The 25,243-nt window shown below is 42.6% G+C and carries 16 protein-coding genes, 1 pseudogene, 1 riboswitch and 1 other annotated feature; of the genes and pseudogenes, 7 read left to right on the top strand and 10 right to left on the bottom strand.

The features are described 5' to 3' along the window. Positions 1-16 precede the first annotated feature (16 nt). Positions 17-4,567 carry a glutamate synthase large subunit gene (gene gltB, locus QUF86_RS09070; RefSeq protein WP_289334089.1) on the bottom strand — a complete coding sequence of 1,517 codons (4,551 nt, stop codon included), beginning with the start codon at positions 4,565-4,567 and terminating at the stop codon, positions 17-19. Positions 4,568-4,700: 133 nt separating this feature from the next. Here gltB and gltC point away from each other — a divergent pair, with 133 nt between their 5' ends. The 3 genes and pseudogenes from gltC (at position 4,701) to QUF86_RS09055 (ending at position 6,950) form a co-directional block, all read left to right on the top strand. Then, positions 4,701-5,603 carry a glutamate biosynthesis transcriptional regulator GltC gene (gene gltC / locus QUF86_RS09065; RefSeq protein WP_289334088.1) on the top strand — a complete coding sequence of 301 codons (903 nt, stop codon included), beginning with the start codon at positions 4,701-4,703 and terminating at the stop codon, positions 5,601-5,603. A gap of 124 nt (positions 5,604-5,727) precedes the next feature. Further along, a pseudogene (locus QUF86_RS09060) lies at positions 5,728-6,222 on the top strand (spore coat protein). Positions 6,223-6,350: 128 nt separating this feature from the next. Continuing rightward, entirely contained in the window at positions 6,351-6,950 is a 600-nt protein-coding gene (locus QUF86_RS09055) for a hypothetical protein (RefSeq protein WP_289334087.1), read from the top strand. Positions 6,951-7,482: 532 nt separating this feature from the next. On the opposite strand, the gene QUF86_RS09050 is transcribed toward QUF86_RS09055, so the two are convergent. From QUF86_RS09050 to QUF86_RS09025, 6 genes are all read right to left on the bottom strand, one after another. Beyond that, positions 7,483-8,121, bottom strand: coding sequence for a hypothetical protein (locus QUF86_RS09050; protein ID WP_289334086.1), 639 nt, complete (start codon positions 8,119-8,121; stop codon positions 7,483-7,485). Beyond that, positions 8,108-8,806 carry an ATP-binding cassette domain-containing protein gene (locus QUF86_RS09045; RefSeq protein ID WP_289334085.1) on the bottom strand — a complete coding sequence of 233 codons (699 nt, stop codon included), beginning with the start codon at positions 8,804-8,806 and terminating at the stop codon, positions 8,108-8,110. The genes QUF86_RS09050 and QUF86_RS09045 overlap by 14 nt, the downstream gene beginning before the upstream one ends. A gap of 280 nt (positions 8,807-9,086) precedes the next feature. Beyond that, positions 9,087-12,251 carry a S8 family peptidase gene (locus QUF86_RS09040; RefSeq protein WP_289334084.1) on the bottom strand — a complete coding sequence of 1,055 codons (3,165 nt, stop codon included), beginning with the start codon at positions 12,249-12,251 and terminating at the stop codon, positions 9,087-9,089. 339 nt (positions 12,252-12,590) lie between these two features. Next, entirely contained in the window at positions 12,591-15,005 is a 2,415-nt protein-coding gene (gene leuS / locus QUF86_RS09035; protein WP_289314672.1) for a leucine--tRNA ligase, read from the bottom strand. Positions 15,006-15,058: 53 nt separating this feature from the next. Further along, positions 15,059-15,291: a binding site (T-box leader), on the bottom strand. A 153-nt stretch (positions 15,292-15,444) separates the two neighbouring features. Continuing rightward, complete coding sequence (locus QUF86_RS09030) at positions 15,445-15,708, bottom strand: DUF2524 family protein (protein WP_061465304.1); 264 nt, start codon at positions 15,706-15,708, stop codon at positions 15,445-15,447. Positions 15,709-15,803: 95 nt separating this feature from the next. Further along, entirely contained in the window at positions 15,804-16,310 is a 507-nt protein-coding gene (locus tag QUF86_RS09025) for an SMI1/KNR4 family protein (protein WP_289334083.1), read from the bottom strand. Positions 16,311-16,479: 169 nt separating this feature from the next. Here QUF86_RS09025 and mnmL point away from each other — a divergent pair, with 169 nt between their 5' ends. Together mnmL and mnmM are read left to right on the top strand one after the other, a co-directional pair. Next, positions 16,480-17,439: a tRNA modification radical SAM protein MnmL/YtqA gene (gene mnmL, locus QUF86_RS09020; protein WP_289314670.1), complete on the top strand. Its 960-nt coding sequence runs from the start codon at positions 16,480-16,482 to the stop codon at positions 17,437-17,439. After that, on the top strand, positions 17,436-18,008 hold the full coding sequence (gene mnmM / locus QUF86_RS09015) for a tRNA 5-(aminomethyl)-2-thiouridylate-methyltransferase MnmM (RefSeq protein ID WP_289326703.1): 573 nt from the start codon (positions 17,436-17,438) through the stop codon (positions 18,006-18,008). The genes mnmL and mnmM overlap by 4 nt, the downstream gene beginning before the upstream one ends. A 269-nt stretch (positions 18,009-18,277) precedes the next feature. Here mnmM and QUF86_RS09010 read toward each other — a convergent pair whose 3' ends face one another. Beyond that, on the bottom strand, positions 18,278-19,081 hold the full coding sequence (locus QUF86_RS09010; protein WP_289314668.1) for an alpha/beta hydrolase: 804 nt from the start codon (positions 19,079-19,081) through the stop codon (positions 18,278-18,280). A 210-nt stretch (positions 19,082-19,291) separates the two neighbouring features. Here QUF86_RS09010 and QUF86_RS09005 point away from each other — a divergent pair, with 210 nt between their 5' ends. Beyond that, the gene (locus QUF86_RS09005) at positions 19,292-19,810 is read left to right on the top strand and encodes a gamma carbonic anhydrase (RefSeq protein ID WP_289318282.1); all 519 of its coding nucleotides are present in this window, start codon (positions 19,292-19,294) and stop codon (positions 19,808-19,810) included. Positions 19,811-20,242: 432 nt separating this feature from the next. On the opposite strand, the gene metK is transcribed toward QUF86_RS09005, so the two are convergent. Continuing rightward, positions 20,243-21,436: a methionine adenosyltransferase gene (gene metK, locus QUF86_RS09000; RefSeq protein ID WP_289314667.1), complete on the bottom strand. Its 1,194-nt coding sequence runs from the start codon at positions 21,434-21,436 to the stop codon at positions 20,243-20,245. Positions 21,437-21,598: 162 nt separating this feature from the next. Further along, positions 21,599-21,761, bottom strand: a riboswitch (SAM riboswitch). 416 nt (positions 21,762-22,177) lie between these two features. On the opposite strand from metK, the gene pckA reads away from it, so the two are divergent. After that, on the top strand, positions 22,178-23,764 hold the full coding sequence (gene pckA / locus QUF86_RS08995; RefSeq protein WP_289314666.1) for a phosphoenolpyruvate carboxykinase (ATP): 1,587 nt from the start codon (positions 22,178-22,180) through the stop codon (positions 23,762-23,764). Positions 23,765-23,928: 164 nt separating this feature from the next. Here pckA and QUF86_RS08990 read toward each other — a convergent pair whose 3' ends face one another. Continuing rightward, positions 23,929-25,230, bottom strand: a complete 1,302-nt coding sequence (locus QUF86_RS08990) for a nucleotide sugar dehydrogenase (protein ID WP_289334082.1) — start codon at positions 25,228-25,230, stop codon at positions 23,929-23,931. Between the last annotated feature and the right edge of the window lie 13 nt (positions 25,231-25,243).

The following is a 25,243-nucleotide window of genomic DNA, read 5'->3' as shown; positions in this document are numbered from 1 at the left end:
CTTTCTCTCCCCTTCCTTACTGCATCACAGCTTGTTTAGTGATTTTTTTATCTTGAACGGAATTTGCCTGAAATGCACTCATGGTCGCTTCTTCATCCGACAACCCAGCGCTCTTCTGCTCATTGATGCTTTTCATCATCCGTTTGTAATCTTTCGGAATGACTTTTACGAATTTCTTGACGAAATCCTCCCAGTTCTCCAGTACATAAGAGGCTTTTGCACTCTCTGTATAATGAAGGTGACTGTAAAGCATTTCTTTTACCTCGTTTGCATCATCCATATCCGTCAGCGTCTCGAATTCTATCATTTCACCATTGCATAATGCCTTGAATTCTTCTGCATCATCAGCAAGTACATAAGCGATGCCGCCTGACATTCCTGCCGCAAAGTTTTTGCCGACGTCGCCAAGGATGACCACACGACCGCCTGTCATATACTCACAGCCATGGTCTCCAATCCCTTCAACCACGACGTTGACTCCACTGTTCCGTACGGCAAATCGTTCTCCCGCACGGCCATTAATGTAGGCCTCGCCGCTTGTTGCACCGTATAAGGCGATATTACCGGCAATTACATTGTCCCCGGCCTCAATCTGATTCCCAGAAGGTGCCGTGACAATGATCTTTCCGCCAGATAAGCCTTTCCCAACATAGTCATTGACATCACCTGTCAAATACATCGACATTCCTTTTGGAATGAACGCACCGAAGCTCTGGCCCGCCGATCCCGTAAAGCGAAGTGTGATCGTATCTTCAGGCAACCCATCTTCCCCATAGCGTTTGGATACTTCACTGCCGACGATCGTTCCGACCACACGGTTCACGTTTGTAATCGGGAAGCTTACATCCACCTGGGTTTGATCATTTAAAGCAGGCTGCACCACAGGTAAAATCTCACGGATATCCAAGGATTCTTCAATTTTATGGTTTTGCGGAAGTTGATACGTACGTATCCCCTCCGGTTGGAAAAGAAGTGTCGTCAAGTCCAGATGCTTCGCTTTCCAATGGTTTTGTGCCCGCTCGCTCACTTGTAAAACATCAGTGCGGCCGACCATCTCCTCTAGTGTTCTAAAACCAAGCTCAGCCATCGTTTCCCGCACTTCCTCAGCGATGAAGCGCATGAAATTCACGACATGATCCGGATCTCCAGTGAATTTGCTGCGAAGCTCAGGGTTTTGAGTAGCTACCCCGACTGGACATGTATCCAAATGGCAAGCACGCATCATGACACAGCCAAGGACCACAAGCGGTGCCGTAGCAAAGCCGAATTCTTCCGCTCCAAGGATAGCTGCCATGACAACGTCGCGTCCCGTCATTAACTTTCCATCCGTTTCAAGGACTACACGGCTGCGCAGGCCATTCAGCATCAATGTTTGGTGTGCTTCGGCAAGGCCCAACTCCCAAGGAAGACCTGTATGTTTGATACTTGTTTTTGGTGATGCACCCGTACCGCCATCATACCCGCTGATAACGATGACATCTGCAGCTCCTTTGGCCACACCGGCTGCAATCGTGCCCACGCCTGCCTTTGATACTAGCTTGACGCTGATCCTGGCATCACGATTCGCATTCTTTAAATCATGGATCAGCTGTGCCAGATCCTCAATCGAATAGATATCATGATGTGGAGGCGGTGAAATCAGGCCGACACCTGGTGTGGAACCACGAACCTCTGCAACCCAAGGATATACTTTATTCCCCGGTAGCTGGCCGCCTTCACCCGGCTTTGCACCTTGTGCCATTTTGATTTGAAGTTCATCGGCATTGACAAGGTAATGGCTTTTCACACCAAAACGTCCAGATGCAATTTGTTTAATCCCGCTACGGCGGTTATCACCATTTTCATCCACTTGGTAACGGCTTGGGTGTTCCCCGCCTTCACCGCTATTGCTTTTTCCGCCTAAACGGTTCATCGCGATCGCCAATGTTTCATGTGCTTCCTGACTCAATGAACCGAATGACATCGCACCCGTTTTGAATCGGCTGACGATGGATTCCACGGATTCCACTTCATCTATTGAAATGCTTTGGCGCTTTTGATCGAACGAGAATAAATTCCTTAAAAACCCGAGTCTCTCTTCATTCGCCAAGTTGGAATATTGCTTAAATAAATTATAATCGCCTTTCCGGCAGGCCCATTGCAGTGTATGGATCGTTTTAGGATTGAAAGCATGATGTTCCCCTGTTTTTCTCCATTGAAAATCACTTCCGCTTTCAAGTGTTTGGTCAAGGGAATCAGCTGCAGCTTTCCTATGGCGAATCAACGCTTCATCAGCTATCGTTTCCAAATCTATCCCACTAAGCTGCGATGCCGTACCACTGAAATAGCGTTCGATTACATCAGCACCAATTCCGACTGCTTCGAAAATTTGTGCCCCACGATAACTTTGAATCGTGGAAATCCCCATTTTCGACATCACTTTTACGATACCTTCCGTCAAGGAGCTTACATATTTCCTTACCGTTTCTTCGTAGCTGATGGCTAAACTGCCTTCCAATACAGCTTGCTTATATGTTTCATAAGCAAGGTATGGGTAAATCGCATCCACTCCATACCCGATAAGGGACGCATAATGATGGACTTCCCTTGCTTCACCCGATTCAACGATAATGCTCACTTTCGTACGGTTTCCATGACGGATAAGCTCTTGATGAAGGGAGCTCGCAGCCAACAAGGAAGGAATCGCAGCCTTTTCTTTGCTCATATCCTTGTCAGATAATATCAAAAGGCTGACACCATCAGCGATCGCTTGTTCCGCTTCACGGCAGATGCGATCGAGTTCACTCTCTAAATCTTCTGAAAATAAAGTGTGTATGACTTTGCTTTTGAATTCCGGAAAGGCATTTTCCTTCAACTGCTGCATTTGACCTGGCGTCAAAACAGGTGAATCCAATTGAATGCGGCGGCTGTTCGTTTCATCCGGTTTCAGCAAATCTCCTTCCGCACCCAGAAATGTCATCGTTGACGTGACGATCTGTTCACGAAGCGAATCGATTGGCGGGTTGGTTACTTGTGCAAAGGATTGTTTGAAATAGTTGAATAGCGACTGCGGACGATCTGATAAGACCGCTAACGGAATGTCATTCCCCATGCTGCCCAGCGGGTCTTTGCCTTCGGTAATGACCGGCAGTAAATATTTTTGGACATCTTCATATGTGTATCCGAACGCTTTTTGCCTGAATAACAAATCACTCAATGGCTTCCCTTCGGTCACTGGTTCTTCGTCACTTAATTGAACAAGCTGTTCGTCCAGCCATTGCTGGTATGGATTTTCCTGAGCCATTTCCGTCTTGATTTCTTCATCGGAAACAATACGGCCTTCCTCTAAATCTATTAAAAGCATTCTGCCTGGGCTTAAACGATCTTTATATAATACATTCTCCGGCTCCACATCGATCACGCCGACTTCGGAGGAGAAAATGATGTAATCATCTTTTGTCACATAATACCTTGCAGGCCTTAAACCATTTCGATCCAGGATTGCCCCGATTTGCTTGCCATTCGTAAAGGATATGGCCGTCGGACCATCCCATGGCTCCATGAGCATGCTATGATATTCGTAAAATGCCTTCTTTTCCTTCGTCATATGCGGATTTTCCGTCCATGGTTCAGGAATGAGCATCATGGCCGCATGTGCCGGTTTACGCCCGGCAAGGACAAAGAATTCAAGTGCATTATCAAGAATCGAGGAATCACTGCCGTCTATATCCAAAATGGGCAGGACCTTTTGCAGGTCATCTCCGAATGCTTCTGAAACAAACTGCTGCTCACGCGCTTTCATCCAATTCACATTGCCTCTAAGCGTATTGATTTCGCCATTATGAATCAGGTAACGGTTTGGATGTGCCCGTTCCCAACTAGGAAAAGTATTCGTGCTGAAGCGGGAATGCACTAAAGCGAAAGCCGAAACGAAATCCTCCTGTTGAAGGTCAAGATAAAATGCATCCACCTGCTCCGGTGTCAATAAACCTTTGTAAACGATCGTAGTACTTGAAAGGCTGGCAAAATAAAAACGATTCCCACGTTCACGAGCCCAGTTTTCAGCTTGTTTTCTAATAATGAACAATTTACGTTCAAAAGCTAAATCATCGGTTATCCCTTCACTGGCACCGATGAATACTTGGCGGATCGTCGGACATGTCTCCTTACCGACCTCCCCGATTTTCCCAGCATCAACAGGGACCGTTCTCCAGCCTAATAGCGTTTGGCCCTCTTGTTCGATAAATGCATTCAAACGAGCTTCAATTTCAATCCGTTCATCATCATTGTTAGAGAAAAAAAGCATGCCTACACCGTAGCGCCCTTTTGCTGGCAAATTCATCTCCGGGCATGCCAGCCTGAAATATTTATCGGGAATCTGCACCATTAATCCTGCGCCATCTCCTGTAAGGGGATCGCTGCCTTGTCCGCCGCGATGATCTAATTGGCACAGCATCTTCAGTCCTTGTTTGACGATGTCATGTGTAGCAAGCCCTTTTAAATGAGCGTATAAACCGATCCCACATGCATCATGTTCAAATTCAGGATGGTAGAGCCCTTGTGCTTTTGGTATTTGATTGTATGTCATATTAATCGCCCCCATCGTATTCTTACACCGTTATGTCACTTACATTTATTCTAGGTTTTCAAATCGATATAAACAATATATAATTCTAATAGAATCTATCTCAATTTGAGATGAATGGTTGGAGGATGAATAAATGGAACTACGGCAATTACGTTATTTTGTTGAAGTCGCCGAGAGAGAACACGTCTCTGAAGCCGCAGAGCACCTGCATATCGCACAATCAGCAATCAGCCGGCAAATTTCCAGATTGGAAGATGAGCTTGGCGTCCTTTTATTTGAAAAAATCGGCCGAAATATTCAGTTAACCCCTATCGGAAAAATATTCCTTATCCATGCAAAAACGGCGATACAAGCGATAGAATATGCCAAATATCAAATTGAGGAATTTTTGGACCCTGAACACGGAACCATTAAAATCGGGTTCCCGACTAGCCTTTCCACCCATTTACTACCTACCGTTATTTCTGCTTTTAAAGATGAGCAGCCGAATATCGGGTTCCACTTAAGACAGGGATCCTATTCCTCTTTAAAGGAAGCCGTCAAAAATCGCGAAATCGGATTAGCCTTCCTTGGACCAATCCCGACAAACGATCCAGATATCGAAGGTCATATCCTGTTCACGGAAAACATTTCCGCTTTACTGCCCATAACTCACCCATTAGCGGAAAGGAAGAGTTTGCGACTAAGTGACTTACGAAATGATCCATTCGTTTTGTTTCCGAAAGGATACATCCTTCACACTATCGCTATCGAAGCTTGCAAAGCAGCCGGTTTCGCACCGAACATCACCTCGGAAGGTGAAGACATGGATTCCATTAAAGGTCTCGTATCAGCCGGAATCGGAGTCAGTCTGCTCCCTGAAAGTACGTTTTATGAAGTCACTCCAAGGCTTACCGTCAAAATCCCGATCGATACACCCGAAGTCAAACGGACTGTTGGCATCATCACTCCAAAACACAGGGAATTGGCACCATCGGAAAAGGTGTTTTATGAATTTGCCAAAAAGTTTTTCTCTGTTCTCGAGCAATATCAATAAAACATGCCGACCCTTCTAAACTGTGAATGTGAACGAAGATGGGACAGCCTTTTCCATAAATGATTTCACTAGACAACTTACAAATAGCCCACTGTTCAAGATTATTCGTTCAGGAGGAATTTAAATGGCATCCACCCATTCACATCTTGCATGGCATGAAACACTCGAGCTTCATGAATTGGTCGCCGCCCAGTCCAATGCCCTTATGAAATTTAAAAAAGCTTATCCAAAAATAAAAGACCCCATTTTAAAAACGATATATAAGCAAACGATTGATACCCTTACCCAAAACATCATGGAGCTGCTGCAATTTTACCCATTGGCGCCTAAGACGGGCCGGGATGACGATGTATTAAGGGATGACGCTTCGGCCGCTGCTGCCGGGGAATTGCTGGGCTTTGCCAAATCATCCATCAAAAGTTATGCACTTGCCATTACTGAAACAGCCACCCCTTCTCTTCGAAAAGTATTTAAGAAACATTTAAATGGAGCCATCGATACCCATGCCAAGATTTTCAACTAACTTTATGAAAGAAGCCTCTATCCTGCATACGACTTGAACCAACTGCTTCAAAATGACGTAGATGTTGCCAATAAGGCTCTTTCCCAACCATTCTAAATGCAAAAAAAGGTAAGCATACCGATTGCTTGCCTTTTTGCCGCGTTCCGATTCCGGTTTTCATTATAATGTTATAATATATAAGAATTGGTTTTAATTAGGTCAAAAGTATTAAAGAGGTGAAAATCATGAAAAAGATCTTTTTATCCATCATCATATCCCTGCTATCATTATCTTTAGTCGCCTGTAAGGCTGATGGGCCAAAACCCGAGAATATCCTTTCAGTTCCTGAGTTGACCGCTAGGGAAAAAGCAATCCTGGAGAGTTCAAGTGAACATTCCTTCCTTATCGATTTCAAAGTTGATGATACATATAAGGAGATGTCCGTCTGGGTCGAGAAATATGAATTTGGTAAACTAGTTGAGGATGAAAAAGGCCGCATGACAACTGGGGTTGAAAAGAATGGGACGATTATCTTCACCACATCCAAAACGGATGATGACCAAGATCAATCGATGTTCAATACCAGCATTCAAAACGATGACGGTTTGATTTCAGCTACTTATCCTGAGAGCATTGATAGAAAGGATACCAGCGTATGGGGCAGTCCTGATAAAATCAATATTAACAGCACAACTAAGCTTGCATTGGCGAGTATATGCTACTCAAGCGGAAATGAAGGCATACGTTCACTTTCCACTGATTTTTATGGTGATATGGATGGCCATATGGACGAGTTGAAGGAATACGATGTTGTCTACCTCCTGAGAAGTGAATTCACTAAATGAGCTGACAAATGCAGGTGCAAGTTGAATCGAACTTGCACCTGCACAGTTTATTTTTAGCACGCTAATACTACAAAACTCTATGGTTTCAAGAAAATAAATGAGACATTTGAAGATTCAAAAAAGGGTTGGCAATCAAATTGATGAAGTATTAAAGTCCAAATAATGGGTATGGGAAAATTTTAAAAAGGGGTTGAAGGAAGAGGCATTTGGGTGTAATCTTTTAAAATAAAAAAAAACGGAAAGAAGATATTAAATTGAAGAAAATCATCCTCCTCTTTGCAGCAGTAGTCATTGCGAGCTCTCTCGGACATCAAATAACCGGCGGATATAATGACCCTCGAAAATCCCGCCCTAGGTATATACATTTAAAATAAGGAATCCGCTTTTGAGCTTGATTCCTTATAATTTCAAGTCAATAAATATTAACATTTTAAGAAACGATCATGGGATTTGAATCTGTGCATAAAGACAATATTGATTGATAGTATTTCAAACTTATCTTTCAATTAAGCTTGTATTAAATACACTTAAATTACTCATTATTTCTCTCCAATATCAAATCATCCTCATTTGATATGAAACCATCTTTATCCATTTTCTTAATATACACGTTATACCCATTTTTCAGTTCAATTTCGATTGGCTTTTTTACTTTTTCACCAATTTTCCATTGAATGGTTTGCAAACTTCCTGATTTTGTTCCATCTCTTATATCGATAAACACTCGGATTCTATCGGATGTCCTTGATAGTACATAATTCCCCGCTTGTATTTCTGCACCGACCACATAATGACCAGGATCTTTAAGGATGATCTTTTGACCCTTTTTCGCTGCCTTTTCAAATTCAGAAGGCTTGAATTCAACCTTTCCTTTAATCCACAAATTCCCATTGAGATGAACTGGCACTGCATGTAAAATGGCATTTTTGTGCATTTTATCACCAAAAAATTCCGCTTCATTATCGAGGGCTTTAATATCATAATAACCCTGATCGATATCCTTCCCGACAATGATTTTTTGTGACTCCAAAACCTTATAGGATGCTATATTATTTTCAGTATTTCTATGATCGGCACTAATTGCTGCTGAAACAAAGTACACTTTATAGATAAGGAATCCTCCAACTAATACTAGTAAGCTTAATGCTGCCATTCTTTTATTTAGAGTCAAGAACGATTCCTCCATTATCCATCTTTATATATTCATCCGCTAATGCTTCTAAATCCTGTTTATGATGACTTGTCAAAATGATGAGTGACCCGCGCTCTTTTTCTTCTTTCAAGATTTGATAAACTTGAATGACACCTTCTTCATCAATTGCATTTGTTGGTTCATCCAATAATAAAATATCCGGTTTTTCAAATATCGCTTGGGCGACACTTAATCGTTGTTTCATTCCTAACGAAAACTTTCCTACCTTCATTTTTGAATCAGGATCAAGACCGACTCTTTTTATCGCCAATTTAATATCCTCATCAGTGGCGATGTTCCTGATTTTTGATAATATTTTCAGATTTGTATAGGCGTCATACTGGTGAAGCAGGGATGTGTTTTCAATAATGACACTAATGTTAGAAGGAAATGAAATATCCTTACCATTCGTTCCATTGCTTTTCTCCAGCCAATAAGTCGTATAGGTATTAGTTCCTTCTTTTGAATAATACATTCTCACTTTCCATATATTCCGTTCCGTAGTCGTTTGACGATACTTTGTACCTGTATATTCATTGCCCTGCTCTTTCTTAATCTCAAAGGAATATCCTGAATTCTCATTTCCAGCTTCAACCGAAAGCGTTCCTAAACCAATTGAGCAAGCTAGAATAGTACCTAATGCTATTACTCTTCCTTTTTTCATCTTTATAATTCCACCTGAAATTTGGTATTACTGCACTTTGACTTTTATTCTTTCTCCTCTCTTTTTCTCTAATAAAGATTTATAGTACAAGAAAAAAGAGTAGGTTCTATTTCAGAATTAAAACGCGAAACTCCAGATCTGACATCATGCAATGACAACGCACAGGCAAAAGACACGCTCATATCAAAAACACCACTCATCATCGAGCGGTGTTTTCATTCGTCTTCTCACATAAAAAGGCCGTTTAACATGTAAGTTAAACGGCCTTCACCTCTTATAACTATTTTGATTTTTTAACCGTTACTTTTGTTGCTTTTCCTGTATTGCCCGCTTTGTCTTTTGCTGAAGCATATAATGCGGATCCTGCTTTTTTCTTGCTGATTTTGATGGAGAAGTTCCCCTTGTTATCTGCTTTTCCTGTTCCGATGTTTTTATTGTTGTGCTTCACGGTAACGGTTGAACCGATTTCCGCTTTACCTGTTACTTTGGTGGCTTTGTCGTTTACTTCATTCACTTTCGGTGCTCCTGGAGCCGTTTTATCTTTAACCGTTACTTTTGCCGCTTTTCCTGTATTGCCTGCTTTGTCTTTTGCAGAGGCATATAATGCGGACCCTGCTTTTTGCTTGCTGATCTTGATGGAGAAGTTCCCCTTGTTATCAGCTTTTGCCGTTCCGATGTTTTTATTGTTGTACTTCACGGTGACGGTTGAACCGATTTCCGCTTTACCTGTTACTTTGGTGGCTTTGTCGTTCACTTCATTCACTTTCGGTGCACCTGGGGCGGTTTTATCCAGAACAGTTACGGTTGCCGCCTTACTTTCCCGTTTTGCTAGATCTGTAGCTGTGACTGAAAGTTTAGTGCCAGCTTTTTGTTTGCTGATTTTCACTTTGAAATTCCCTTTGCTGTCCGTGTTACCTGAACCAATCACTTTTTTTGCATTATTTTTGATCGTGATTTTCATGTCCGCTTGTGATTGACCAGTTACATACGTATCTTTGTCACTTACAGCTTTAACGGTTGGCTTATTAGGGGTTTCCCCTTTCTTCACGAATACTTTGATTGAAGAGGTTGCCAGTTTGGAAGAATCAGAGATATTCACAGTAAGCATTTGCTCAGCTTTTTGGACCGGAATTTTAATGGTGAACGTTCCGTTAGCTGCCGCCGTTGCTTTACCGAGCGTTTTGTTTCCGCTTTTCACTTCGATGACTGAATCCTTTTTAGCTGTACCAGTCAGTGTTGTTTGCGTATCCATCACAAGATTGACTTTTGCTTTTAAATCCACTGCACTAAGTGCACTGTATGCATTCAGCCTTCCATATCCGGATACTAAATCTTTTCCGACAGGAAGTTCTTCTTCTGGTATTATGATTTCTCCATCCTCAGGTGGATAGTCCTCATAAGGGTCTACATTATCTTCTTCTTCAAAAGCAACATATTCCGATGTCTCATGAAGGATTTCCCTTACTTCATTCAATTTCAATCCAGGGTTTCCGGATAATAACAAGGCCGTAGCTGCCGCAACATGGGGAGCTGCCATTGATGTACCATCCATATAGGTAACATTTCCATTAGGTACAAGGCTCGGGATGCCTGTCCCCGGAGCGACCATGTCCAATTTCGATCCATAATTGGAATAATCCGATACTAAATCAAGGGCATTGGTTGCGCCGACGGAAATGGCGTATTTAGATGATGCAGGATAAGAAAGACCTTCCATCCCATCATTACCGCTTGCTACGACAACCATTACATTTTTGGCGGCTGCATCTTTCAAGGCGTGTTCAATCGTCCTGCTATATTCTCCGCCCAAGCTAAGGTTTATGACCTTGGCACCATGTTCCACGGCATATTTAATGCCTAGTGCAATTTTCTCATTGTCTCCATATCCTGAAGAGTCCAAGACCTTCACAGGCATGATTTTAGCTACTGGATTGATTCCTTGCATGGAATAGCCATTGTCTGCTTTTGCAGCGATAATTCCGGATACATGTGTACCATGGCCATTGTCATCGACTGCATTTCCCTTCTTATCAATGAAATTCTTGCCTAAGTCCATGCGAACCGTATCTTTCAAATCCGCAAGTGAATCATCGACACCTGTGTCGATAACCGCTACTAATGTATCCTTTAGATTACGTTTCTTAATAAGGTTTTGCAGTTTTTCGTTATCGATGTCCGCACCCTTTATGCCCTCTTCACCACCGAGGTTATTCAAAGACCATTGATACGATGATTGAATATCGGTTGAAAGTGCTTTATACGTTTTTACCGGTTCGATATATTCCACTTCTGGAAGATTTTCAATACCGGAAAGAGCTGCTGTGCTCATTTTTGCTTGATTCTTTAACTCTACGACATACATATCATCATACAGAACCTCTTGTTTCTTAGGTGCCGATAATGTCCCGAATCCTTTTCCGCTTACTTTGGATTGGACAGAGCTTAATGACTTCCCTGGTTTAAGTTTGACGATATATTTGTTCTTTATATTTTTCGTAGCCGGAAGTTCGATTCCCGCTTTGCTTGCGATATCGACGATTCTCTCACCTGCAAGCTTATCAAGATTGATTTTCTTTGCAATGCCGTCCATATCCTTTTTCAATCCAGCCGGAGCGACGTCTGCCGTCTTAGTGAATAAAGCTTTAATCGCTTCTTGCTGCTTGTTGCTAATGACTGCCGTACTGCTTGCTCCATTTTCATTAAGATCCTCAATAAGGGGCTTAATGACGACTAAATGATTATAGACGGCTTCCCTTGCCGTTTTATTACCAGCCAGATGAAGAGCCAGGAATGGAGAAGCCTTATAGTATAAAGAGGACAGGGTGCGTCCCTCAGATGATTTCGTGAGAACTTCATCTCTAAACACGCGGAGTGTTTTCAACATGGATTCTCCCGTTTTCTTATCGTTTACACTCAATTCAACCGGGCATGATTCGAGATCTTCCCCTTCGTCCCCGGCAGATGGCGGCAATGTCACTGAATGGGCATTGATGGAGTATTCAGCTACATTTTCCGCATCCGGTAGAGGATTTCCTTCATCATCCGTATCGCCGAAATATTCAACTTTAACATAATATGTGCCGTCCCAAGCATATGGGAAATCAACTACAGCTTTTTCATCAGGATAAGAAGAGACAAAATAATTACTCTCATCTTTTTCTGCTTTTTCTTTATTTTGATATACGGAAATATTCAAGATTTTATCCGAATTGACTTCGAACTCAATATGGGAGAATTTTTGTATTTCTTCTTGTGTGGGAGTGATTTGATACCATTGAACACCCGGTTTTTCAAACTTTCCGTCCAAAGTGTCCCCATTTTTAATCGTATTTACATTTTCAATAGGTGTTACAGCTGCAGCTTGAGAATTTTGTGGAACCAAGCTGAAAATCAGTGCAAAAATAAGCACAAACACCGTAATTCGACTCACATTCTTAAATTTCACGGTTTCGCCTCCAATATTTGGTTATAAAATAACAGTACTATACCAAACTATCACACTGTATAATTTTATCAACCAATTTTTTCCCTTTTTTATGACAAATGCTTGATACAATTGGACAGCGAGCAGAAAAATGATTCTCCTGTACCAATTAAGCAAGATATTTGAGCTCCGATCGACACCTTATAACGATGTTGATGCCAATATTTGATAGATTCATCGCTAATGGACTTAAATCGGTGAATATCCTAACATGACCTAATTCCTAAGTTCCGCCAATGCCCGCGAAAAAAAAAGCTGTCCCAGCATTAAAACATGCGGAACAGCTCTCATTCGATTTGGTTAGTTTGCGACGATATTGACTAATTTACCTGGTACAGCAATGACTTTACGGATGGTTTTCCCATCGATTTGTTCTTTGATGGAATCATCACCCATCGCAATTTCTTCCAACTTTTCTTTCGTAGTGTCAGTCGGCACCATTAATTTCGTTTTGACTTTTCCGTTGATTTGGATGACGATTTCGACTTCGTTATCCACTAACTTCGCTTCGTCGAACGCCGGCCATGTTCCGTATGTGATGCTCTCGGAATGGCCTAGTTTAGACCAAAGCTCTTCAGCGATATGCGGTGCAACCGGTGCAAGCAATTTGACGAAGCCTTCGATATATACTTTAGGAAGCGAATCCGCTTTATAAGCATCATTGATGAAGACCATCAATTGTGAAATCGCCGTATTGAATTTCAATTCTTCATAATTCTCGGTCACTTTTTTAACCGTTTGATGATAGACTTTTTCAAGCTTGCCCGTGTCATCCGTTTCGGTCATCTTATCTGTGATCGAACCGTCTTCGTTGACTAATAAACGCCAGATGCGGTCAAGGAATCTGCGGGAACCGTCCAATCCGTTTGTAGACCAGGCAATCGAAGCATCCAATGGTCCCATGAACATTTCGTACATGCGAAGTGTATCTGCACCATGGCTTTCAACGATATCATCCGGGTTCACGACATTCCCTTTGGATTTACTCATTTTTTCATTATTCTCGCCAAGGATCATCCCTTGGTTAAATAGGTTTTGGAAAGGTTCCTTCGTTGGCACGACACCGATATCGTACAGGAATTTATGCCAGAAACGAGCGTAAAGCAAGTGAAGCACCGCATGCTCAGCGCCGCCAATATAAATGTCGACCGGCATCCATTCTTTTAATTTTTCAGGATCTGCAAGTGCTTCCTTGTTGTCCGGATCGATATAACGAAGGAAGTACCAGCTGCTGCCTGCCCATTGTGGCATCGTATTTGTCTCGCGGCGCCCTTTTCGTCCGTTTTCATCCGTTACGTTTACCCATTCCGTAATGTTCGCAAGTGGTGATTCGCCTGTACCCGAAGGCTTGATGTCCGTAGCTTTCGGTAAAATCAATGGAAGTTCTTCTTCCTTCACTGCAGACATCGTGCCGTCTTCCCAATGAATGATTGGAATCGGTTCACCCCAGTAACGCTGACGGCTGAATAACCAGTCGCGAAGACGGTATGTTATTTTCTTCGTACCGATTTCTTTTTCTTCCAGCCATTTGATCATGGTTGAAATGCCTTCTTCTTTATTCAATCCATCAAGGAATTCCGAATTCACATGAAGGCCATCGCCTGTATATGCTTCACTTGTCACATCTCCGCCAGCTACGACTTCCTTGATCGGCAAGTTGAACTTGACTGCAAATTCATAATCCCGCTCATCATGCGCAGGAACGGCCATGATCGCACCTGTTCCGTAGCTGATCAACACGTAATCAGCAATCCAGATCGGCATTTTTTCGCCGTTTACCGGGTTAATGGCATATGCCCCCGTGAACACGCCTGATTTATCCTTAGCCAAGTCTGTTCTTTCCAAATCGCTTTTATGTTTCACTTCATCTAAATATGCGTCGACTGCCGACCTTTGATCAGCTGTCGTAATTTTATCGACAAAGTGATGTTCAGGTGCCAATACGGCATATGTTGCACCGAATAACGTATCCGGACGGGTCGTGAACACCGTGAATGCATCTTCAAAGCCATCGATATTGAATGTAACCTCCGCTCCCTCGGAACGTCCAATCCAGTTACGTTGCATATCCTTGATGTTTTCAGGCCAATCCACATCATTCAAATCGTCGATTAAGCGGTCCGCATAAGCCGTGATTCGAAGCATCCATTGTTTCATCGGGCGGCGCTCAACCGGATGGCCTCCACGCTCACTTTTTCCATCGATGACTTCTTCGTTCGCCAATACCGTGCCAAGAGCCGGACACCAGTTAACGGCCACTTCATCAATATATGCAAGGCCCTTTTCATATAATTTCAAGAAGATCCATTGCGTCCATTTGTAATAGTCGGGATCTGTCGTGTTTATTTCGCGATCCCAATCATAAGAAAAACCAAGGGCTTTGATTTGGCGGCGGAACGTGTTGATATTGTGCTCCGTGAATTCAGCTGGATCATTTCCCGTATCGATCGCATATTGCTCTGCCGGAAGTCCAAATGCATCCCAGCCGATCGGGTGTAAAACATTATACCCCTGCGCCCGTTTCATACGTGCTAGGATATCGCTTGCCGTATAACCTTCCGGGTGCCCCACATGAAGACCTGCGCCTGAAGGGTATGGGAACATATCCAGCGCGTAGAATTTGCGTTTGCCGCTTTCTTCACCCGTTTTGAATGTCTTATTGCCTTCCCAATACTGCTGCCATTTCGTTTCTATGCTTCTATGGTCAAAACTCATTTGATTTCCTCCTAATTTCCGTATAAAAAACAATAAAAAACCCCTCATCCCAAAATAGGGACGAGAGGATTATGTATATCTTCCCGCGGTACCACCCACATTGGCGATAGCTAAAATCCGCCCAGCTTAAAACATCCGTAACATGGATTAAAACGCCAGGCATTACTTTTTACCTTCACACCCGGAACTCCAAGGGGAGTTCACGACCCTCCCAGGTTGACTTGCACCACCCGTCAACTCTCTTTACTGGAATCAAATCGCTACTGTTCCTCATCATAGTCTTTATGAGAATATTTGATTATATTAATTCTATTCAATTTCACCGATAATTGCAATAGCCGTACATAAACATTATCGACAGGTTTTTCATTATATATGCGAATTCAAGGAAAATCGTGCAAAAAAGGGAGCTATGCATCCATAGCTCCCTTGCTTCCCTTTAATGCCGCAGTAAAATCATTTCATTTTTCAATTCATTCAACTGCTGCCGCATCCGCGAAAGCATATCCCGTTGTTGGGCATTCGAACTGGCATACAATCGTTCCATATCCGTCAAAGCCTCTTCGATATACCTTTGCGAATTTTGAAATTGTTCATCATCATAATGCTCCTGCCGTGAGGCCTCGTTAAATTCAAACTCTGCAAAATGGAGAGCTCCTTCACATTGCTCTAAAAAATGATCGACGGATTGTCTGGTTGCCATTACAAACCCTCTCCTTCGCGTCTCATGTGGATGATTCGGAATCATCTTGTTTAGTTTGAGCAAATATCGAGTGGATTATCATTTTTTTTGAGGAATCAACCTTTATCCCAAAACTTCTCCCCATGATGGGAAATGAACTGCTCGATCCACTCGGCAAAACTCATATGGAGTTTCTCGCCTTCTTCAAAATCATCGATATGGCCTTTTACCATTAAATAATCCTTATCACCTTTAGCGACGGCTTCCCCATCTATCACGATATTATCTTGATAAATGCATGCCACTTTATAGCATCCTTCGTATGAATTTTCATATGTGTAATTAACAATATCATCCAGGCTGTATAAATCATTTTCCCCGCCAGATTCCACATTATCGAATAGACGGCATCCATTCGTTATTTTTAAAAACTCTTTATAATCATCGGGCAGAAGCAATCCGGTTTTCTTTTCAAAGGAATGAATTTGTTCATCCGAAGCAGGTGAATTGAAGGTGCAAGTGGCTTTGTATATGAACCCATCTTCATTTACTTCGATCACCTGATTATTTTCGGCTAATTTCTTTTTCATTTGATTAATCGCTTCTTCAACTTGACCGGTCATGTCCATCAGCTCCCGATTGGATATAGTCATTCATTAGATATACTGAAAATAGCAGCTAAATTTTAACCTTCAAGTATACAGTATACGCTTATTTTTCAAAAAAAGACCTAGCTGCCAGAATGTTGTATAATATATGTTGCGCTTTATTTTTAATTAGGAGGTTGCTGATTTGAATCAAGCAAACCCGTTTATATATGCAACGGATAACAAACGATATCATACATGGAATTACCACTTGAGAAATCATTTTGGACATAAGGTTTTTAAAGTTGCCCTGGATGGCGGTTTCGACTGCCCGAACCGTGATGGCACCGTTGCGCATGGAGGCTGCACCTTCTGCAGTGCCTCAGGCTCCGGTGACTTTGCGGGCAGCAGGGTTGAACCGTTAGACGTCCAGTTTAAGAAAATCAGCGAACGGATGCATCATAAATGGAAAGACGGAAAATATATGGCCTATTTCCAAGCGTTCACGAATACCCATGCACCCGTGGCAGAGCTTCGCGAGAAATATGAAAGTGTATTGACCCAGGAAGGTGTCGTCGGACTCTCCATCGCGACACGCCCGGATTGCCTCCCAGATGATGTAGTCGAGTATTTAGCGGAATTGAACGAGCGCACTTACCTATGGGTGGAACTCGGTCTCCAGACGGTTCATGAAAAGACCGCGACGATGATCAACCGTGCCCATGACTTCAATTGCTACAAAGAGGGTGTCGATAAACTGCGTAAACACGGCATCCGCGTATGCTCCCATATCATCAATGGTCTTCCTCAGGAAGATTACGAAATGATGATGGAAACAGCCCGGGAAGTCGCCAAACTCGATGTGCAGGGTATAAAGATCCATTTACTTCATCTATTAAAAGGGACACCAATGGTCAAACAATATGAAAAGGGCCTACTTGAGTTTCTCGACCGTGACGATTATGTCAGCCTGGTATGTGACCAGTTGGAAATTATCCCTCCAGAAATGATCGTTCACCGCATTACGGGTGACGGTCCGATCGATTTGATGATCGGACCAATGTGGAGCGTCAATAAATGGGATGTCTTGAATGCCATTGACGCCGAATTGAAACGCCGCAACAGCTGGCAGGGGAAAAATCATCAGACGGAGGTACAAACATGAAGCTTGATCGAATTTTGCCATTCGCCAGGATTCTGCTTGAAAAGGCTGTTCAGCCTGGGGATATAAGCATTGATGGCACGATGGGCAACGGTTTTGATACGGTCTTTCTTGCAGGACTTACAGGTGAAAACGGACATGTCTATAGTTTTGACATTCAGAAAGAAGCCCTCCAAACCACAGCGGCGAAACTGAAGGCCGAGAATTTACAAGCGCACTGCACCCTCATTCACGATGGGCATGAACAATTGAGCAAATACATCAGGCAAGAACATTCCGGAAAGATCACAGGTGCCATATTCAACCTAGGCTACCTTCCTGGCGGAGACAAATCAATCATCACCCAAGCAGATACGACGATATCGGCCATTGAACAGCTGTTCGAGATGCTGGCACCAGAAGGCATTATCATCCTCGTCATTTACCATGGACATCCAGGGGGATCTGAAGAACGGGATGCATTGATGGATTATGTACGGGACTTTCCTCAACAGAAAGCGCATATCCTGAAATACGGTTTCATCAACCAAGCCAACAATCCGCCATTCATCGTGGCGATTGAAAAGAGATGATCACGCATGACACCGTTCTTTAGTAACGGTGTTTTTGCATTAGACATTCGTTTAAGCCCCCACTCGAAGGGTGCATGGAACAAAATATGAAAATGACTAGACCTATTCGCCAATATCCTCCACATTATAAAAAGATACTTGTAATGTATTCCGTGCACCGGTCATCAAGACGAACGAATTGCTTACAAAAACAGGTTGATCCAAATAAAAAAAGCTGCCAAAGGTCTCACTTCGGCAGCTTTTTCATTATATCCCGCAGTATGTACCGATCAAACGACATACCCTAATATCTTTAAACGATTTTCAACAAAACTCAGTGCATATTGAAATACATCATCACGCTCTGGCTCGTTAAAGATTTCATGATAAAGCTTCGGCCATTCCTTATATTGCTTTTCACTGGCCAAGTTATAATTAAACCACTCACGAACCGCCTTCTTATTCACGATTTTGTCATCTCCGCCCTGCATGACCAAAAGCGGTACATCCTGAATTTCGGGAATCTCTTCAAAAGCATCCTTCATAGCCTGTGCAAGCTCGCGATACCAACGAATCGAAACCTTTGTGATATATAGGGTATCGTTTCTATCGGATTCACGAACTTCAGAACTTCTCGTTGCCATTTCAGGTGTCAACCCGGAATCTACCCTGAACTTTGGCATCACGATGTTCAAACCATGAGAGAGGGCTGTCATGAACTTCGGCGGCTTCGTCATGAGGCCTAAGCATGGTGAAGATAGAATCACCCCTGCAATGTCCCATTCCTCTTCCTGAAGAAGGCGTATCGAGATCAAACCGCCCATGCTGTGACCAAGTAAAAACACCGGTAGCGAATATTCGTAGGCATCTTCTATCCAGCTTTTCACTTCATCTAAATATTCATCAAAGGAATCGATATGTCCCCGGTAGGCGCGTGTTGTCATTCCCTGCCCAGGAAGGTCGCCCATGACCACATGGTATCCGGCTGAAAGCCACATTTGTGTAACCCACTTATAACGGCCGTGATGCTCCATAGCCCCATGAATGATGACAATGACGCCTTTTGCGTCTCCTTCTGTCTCCCATTTCCACATTCGAAATCCCCCTTTCACATTTCACTTGTTGTATACGATCCATGATAGTTAAAATAATATATATAAATTATAACCATATTCGTGATTTTCGACAAAAAAGAAATCTAACAAGTTGTACATTGGTATTATAAATAGCTAAGTGTATTTGCATACGGTATATTAAAATAATACATAAAAACATTAACTTCGGAAAGGAAATGATTGAAAATGATTATTTATCCGTTTAAAGGCAAAGAACCTGAAATCGCTGAAAGCGCATATATTGCTGAAAATGCTGTCGTCACAGGTGATGTGAAAATTGGTGACGAATCATCAATTTGGTTCAATTCCGTCATTCGCGGTGATGTATCCCCAACCATCATAGGGAAAAAAGTCAGTATACAGGATAATAGCGTCCTGCACCAAAGCCCAAATAATCCATTGATCATCGAGGATGAAGTGACCATCGGCCATCAGGTCATTTTACATAGCTGCAAAATCCGTAAAGGAGCTTTGATCGGCATGGGATCGATTGTGCTTGATGCAGCGGAAATCGGCGAAGGGGCTTTTATCGGTGCCGGCAGTCTCGTTCCCCAAGGTAAAGTCATTCCACCGAACATGTTGGCATTCGGACGCCCAGCTAAAGTCATTCGCGAAATCAACGAAGAAGATCGCCAGGATATGGAACGAATCGTACGCGAATATGCCGAAAAAGGACAATACTATAAAACGGCAGAACGAATAAAATAAACTAACGAGTAAATACTCCTAATTCGCGAGTAAATGCTCCAATTTCACGAGTATTTGCTCCTAACTCACGAGTATTTGCTCCAATTTCACGAGTATACGACCCTGACTCACAAGTATATACTCAATTCACGAGTAAACTCCTAACTCACGAGTAAATGCTCCTAACTCACGAGTATTTGCTCCTAACTCTGAGTATTTGCTCCAATTTCACGAGTATACGACCCTGACTCACAAGTATATGCTTCTAACTCGCGAGTAAATGCTCCAATTTCACGAGTATTTGCTCCTAACTCGCGAGTATTTGCTCCAATTTCACGAGTAAACTCCTAACTCTAGAGTAACTATCGATTTCTTGAATTATTCCCCCTGAAGGCAAAATTAATCCATAGAAAAAAGGTGCCCCGCTTTTGCGGGACACCTTTTTTCTATGGATTATGCTTGTGCTTTTAATGTTTCTGCTTTATCCGTGCGTTCCCATGGAAGATCGACATCTGTACGGCCAAAATGTCCGTATGCAGCTGTTTGTTTGTAGATTGGGCGACGAAGATCAAGCATTTTGATGATACCAGCTGGACGAAGGTCGAAGTTTGCACGAACTAGGTCAACTAGGACTTCTTCGCTAACTGTACCAGTTCCGAATGTATCAATCGAGATCGATACAGGCTCTGCCACACCAATTGCGTATGCCAATTGAACTTCCGCTTTGTCAGCAAGGCCAGCGGCAACGATGTTTTTCGCAACGTAACGCGCTGCATATGCCGCAGAACGGTCAACTTTAGTAGCATCCTTACCAGAGAATGCACCACCGCCGTGACGAGCGTATCCGCCGTACGTATCAACGATGATTTTACGTCCAGTAAGACCAGCATCCCCTTGAGGTCCGCCAATTACGAAACGGCCGGTCGGGTTGATGAAGTACTTAGTTTGAGCATCGATCAATTCAGCTGGAACAACTGCTTTAATCACATGTTCTTTTATATCGGCTTGAATTTGTTCAAGCGTAATTTCTGCATCATGCTGTGTAGAGATAACGATCGTATCTACACGTACAGGACGGTTATTCTCATCATACTCCACAGTTACCTGTGTTTTACCATCAGGGCGTAAGTAAGCAAGAGTTTCATCTTTACGAACTTTAGCCAAGCGGAATGAAAGTTTATGTGCCAATGAAATCGGAAGCGGCATAAGCTCTTCTGTTTCATTACAAGCAAATCCGAACATAAGACCTTGGTCCCCTGCACCGATTGCATCGATTTCTTCCTCTGACATGTTTCCTTCACGAGCTTCCAATGCTTTATCGACGCCAGCTGCGATATCGGCAGACTGCTCATCAATGGAACTCAATACAGCACAAGTTTCAGCATCGAAACCGTATTTCGCACGTGTGTAACCAATTCCTGCAATGGTATCACGAACGATACGCGGAATATCCACGTAAGCGGATGTTGTAATTTCACCAGCAACAAGCACAAGACCTGTTGTTACACTTGTTTCACACGCAACACGTGCATTTGCATCCTTAGCAAGGATAGCATCTAAAATGGAATCTGAAATCTGATCACAAATTTTGTCCGGATGGCCCTCTGTAACAGATTCAGAAGTAAATAGACGTTTCTTTGACATCATATTTCCTCCTTGGAAGTTAGTATGTTGTAGGCATAAGCCTGATTTTTACGGAACTCGTTTCCCTCATTAGTTTCAACTATAGACACAGAATTACTTATAAAAACACAAAAACCTTCCCTGGCAAATGAGGAAAGGTTTAAAATTCTGTCTTCTATCCTTTCACTCTTATCGTTCAAGGGTTTTTTACCTTGCTCAGGTTAGCACCATCACCACTATTCCTTGAAGAACATCGCTTTATTTTCGGCGATCGATCTTGGAGTCAAGTTCAATATGGCAGGTTGCTGGGTTTCAAAGGGCCTGTCCCTCCACCAACTCGGGATAAGAGAATCCGTACAATTTAAGATAATATCGTATCAGGTTGGAACTTGTCAATGTTTTTCTAAAAAGAACATATCCCCCCACTTGAAAAAACGGGTTGTTTCAGCGTCTTCAAAGGGTTTCCAAGGCAGACTGCGAATAGAAATGTTGAAAATTGCCATTAATAATAGAAAATAAAGCATACTAACAGGAACGGCCAATTAGAAATATGTTGCTTAATTACTTCCTATTTAAAATAAAATTTTCACTCCATGTAAGTATATGCAATAGTAATGACTCGGTTCCTGCGCCTTAATAATGAAAAATGATTAACGCAACCAGTTGAAAATAATCACAAATTAAAAGAAATAGTATAGACTATTTAAATGAATGTGTTATACTAATTGTAATATAAAAACTTAAACAAAGGAAGGTATCTCATATATGAATTCTGTAGATGTTTCTAATGAGTTACACCAGTTATTAACAGGAAACAATGTTCAAACTCAACTTTCAGTTCCTCAATTGGTCGAAAAAGTATTAAGCAGAAATGAAGGCGTACTAACATCAACTGGCGCAGTAAAAGCTGAAACCGGCAAATATACTGGTCGTTCACCTAAAGATAAATATATCGTGGAAGAAGCATCCGTTAAGGATAAAGTCGATTGGGGTTCAGTGAACCAGCCAATTTCTGAAGATGTGTTCAATAAACTATATAATAAAGTAGTTGACTACCTAAAAGCAAAAGAAGAGATTTTCGTTTTCAAAGGTTTCGCTGGTGCAGACGAATCATCACGTCTTCCAATCCGAGTTGTTAACGAATATGCTTGGCATAATCTTTTTGCCCATACTTTGTTCATCCGTCCGAACGAAGAGGAATTAAGAGGTCACGAAGCTGAATTCACAATTCTTTCGGCACCTAATTTCAAAGCAGACCCAGAAGTGGACGGGACTTCATCTGAAACTTTCATCATCGTTTCATTTGAACGCCGTACCATCCTGATCGGCGGAACGGAATATGCAGGAGAAATGAAAAAATCGATCTTCTCGATCATGAACTACTTACTTCCAGAGGCTGGAATCCTTCCAATGCATTGCTCTGCTAACGTAGGACGTGAAGGGGACGTCGCTTTATTCTTCGGACTGTCTGGAACAGGTAAAACAACTTTATCCGCAGACACTAGCCGTAAACTGATTGGCGATGACGAGCACGGCTGGTCTTCTAACGGTGTATTCAACATCGAAGGTGGCTGCTATGCGAAAACGATCAACCTTTCACGTGAAAAAGAACCACAAATTTTCGATGCGATCCGCTTCGGTGCCGTATTGGAAAATGTAGTTGTGGACCCGGATACACGTGAAGCGGACTATGATGACAGTTCATTGACTGAAAACACCCGTGCTGCATACCAAATGCAAGCGATCGATAACATCGTGAACCCAAGTATTGCAGGACACCCAAATACAATCATTTTCTTAACAGCTGATGCTTCAGGCGTTCTGCCTCCAATCAGCAAGCTTTCCAAAGAACAGGCAATGTTCCATTTCCTAAGTGGTTACACTAGTAAATTGGCTGGTACTGAAAGAGGGGTAACTTCTCCGGAAGCTACATTCTCCACTTGCTTCGGTTCACCGTTCTTACCGCTTCCCGCTCAACGCTATGCTGAGATGCTTGGTGATAAAATTGACGAGCACAATGCAAAAGTATACCTTGTCAACACTGGGTGGACTGGCGGAGCATACGGAACCGGAAGCCGTATGAAACTTGCTTACACTCGTGCGATGGTACAAGCGGCACTTGAAGGTGAATTAGCGAACATCGAAACGATCAAGGATGAAATCTTCGGTTTGGATATCCCGCTTCATGTTCCTGGAGTTCCTGACGAAGTGCTTCAACCAATCAAGACTTGGGCAGATCCTGCAGCTTATAAACAAGCAGCAACAGCTCTTGCAGCTCAATTCCGTGAAAACTTCAAGAAATTCGGTAGCGTTCCAAGTGAAATCGAAGAACTTGGCGGACCGACAGCTTAATAAATTGTACACAAAAGGACCAAGCTCTTGCTTGGTCCTTTCTTCATTGGTTTTCCGCTCCCCCCGTGCCAGTTGCAGAGCTTGACTTTCAACCACAAAAAGGGCACTGTCCATAGTCAGCGCCCCCTTTATCCTTATTCCATTATCGATGTTTGTCCAAGTTTTTAGATGATCGCTTTATTCCTGGCTTTTTTCATGGACATCGTTTTGTATTGATATATATTGCCCAGGTTGGCCACCGGGACATCGGTTTCATTCGCATCAATGCAATTCCGTGTATCCAAAATCAATTTATTGGCCATAAGATCCGATAGCTTATCATAATCCATCCGTTTAAATTCATCATGGTCGGTCAGGACAAGTATCAAGTCGGCACCTTTTACAGCATCTTCCACTGAAACGATTGGCATCTTCCCAGATTGAACATGCGGATCATGCAAGGCTACATCCACATTTTCCATTCCCATCAAGATATTGACGACATCAATGGCGGGACTTTCACGAATATCATCTACATTTCCTTTGTATGAAAGTCCGAAAACCGCTACCTTTGGATGACGGATTCCCTCGAGCATCATTCTTACGCAATTGACAATGTAATAAGGCATCGATACGTTTGTATCACGTGCCAATTTAATGATTCTCGCATACTCTGGTGCCTTTGCTACGACGAAATACGGATCGACTGCTAAACAATGTCCCCCGACTCCAGGGCCTGGTTGGTGAATATTGACACGTGGGTGCTTGTTTGCCATCCCTATGACATCCAAGACATTGATGTCCAGCTGGAAGCAGACTTTCGCCAGCTCGTTTGCAAGGGCGATATTGACATCCCGGAAAGTATTTTCCATCAGCTTGGACATTTCTGCCGTTTTCGCATCCGTCTGAATGATTTCACCTTGAACGAAGGTTTCATAAACTAAGCTCCCTTTATAAGAACATGTTTCCGTGATCCCTCCGACGATACGATTATTATGAACTAGCTCTTCAAGAATCCTTCCAGGTAAAACACGTTCCGGGCAATGAACGAGGAAGATGTCTTTACCGATCGTGAGGCCAGTCATTTCTATCATCGGTTTGATATGATCATCCATGCTTCTTGGCGCTATCGTCGATTCGATAATGATGACATTTCCCTTTTTGATAAAAGGAAGAATGGTGGATGTCGCTTCTAAGACGTAGGTTAAATCACATGATTGATGCATGTCATCTTTATTTGGAGTAGGGACTGCAATAATGAAAACATCAGCATGTTCCGGGCTTAAAGCAGCTCGAAACTTATTGGAAATAAGCACCTCATGTAATACCTGCTCCAGTCCAGGTTCTTCGATATGGAGCTTACCATCATTCAAATTGGAGATAACCTCAGGCTGGATATCCACGCCGATAACATCGACACCGTGTTTCGCAAACATTAAAGAAGTTGGAAGCCCTATATAACCTAGTCCCATTGTACAAAGTTTCATATTAACCACTCCT

It is taken from the genome of Peribacillus sp. NJ11 (assembly GCF_030348405.1).
GTDB lineage: Bacteria > Bacillota > Bacilli > Bacillales > DSM-1321 > Peribacillus.
Note: the sequence above shows the minus strand (reverse complement) of the source record. Positions and strands in the feature narration are given on the sequence as shown.

Bases quoted from the DNA above. Each gene is read 5' to 3' on its own strand.
- gltB (WP_289334089.1), bottom strand. From the start codon at position 4,567: ATGACATACAATCAAATACCAAAAGCACAAGGGCTCTACCATCCTGAA.
- gltC (WP_289334088.1), top strand. From the start codon at position 4,701: ATGGAACTACGGCAATTACGTTATTTTGTTGAAGTCGCCGAGAGAGAA.
- QUF86_RS09055 (WP_289334087.1), top strand. From the start codon at position 6,351: ATGAAAAAGATCTTTTTATCCATCATCATATCCCTGCTATCATTATCT.
- QUF86_RS09045 (WP_289334085.1), bottom strand. From the start codon at position 8,806: ATGAAAAAAGGAAGAGTAATAGCATTAGGTACTATTCTAGCTTGCTCA.
- leuS (WP_289314672.1), bottom strand. From the start codon at position 15,005: ATGAGTTTTGACCATAGAAGCATAGAAACGAAATGGCAGCAGTATTGG.
- QUF86_RS09030 (WP_061465304.1), bottom strand. From the start codon at position 15,708: ATGGCAACCAGACAATCCGTCGATCATTTTTTAGAGCAATGTGAAGGA.
- QUF86_RS09025 (WP_289334083.1), bottom strand. From the start codon at position 16,310: ATGACCGGTCAAGTTGAAGAAGCGATTAATCAAATGAAAAAGAAATTA.
- mnmM (WP_289326703.1), top strand. From the start codon at position 17,436: ATGAAGCTTGATCGAATTTTGCCATTCGCCAGGATTCTGCTTGAAAAG.
- QUF86_RS09010 (WP_289314668.1), bottom strand. From the start codon at position 19,081: ATGTGGAAATGGGAGACAGAAGGAGACGCAAAAGGCGTCATTGTCATC.
- metK (WP_289314667.1), bottom strand. From the start codon at position 21,436: ATGATGTCAAAGAAACGTCTATTTACTTCTGAATCTGTTACAGAGGGC.
- pckA (WP_289314666.1), top strand. From the start codon at position 22,178: ATGAATTCTGTAGATGTTTCTAATGAGTTACACCAGTTATTAACAGGA.
- QUF86_RS08990 (WP_289334082.1), bottom strand. From the start codon at position 25,230: ATGAAACTTTGTACAATGGGACTAGGTTATATAGGGCTTCCAACTTCT.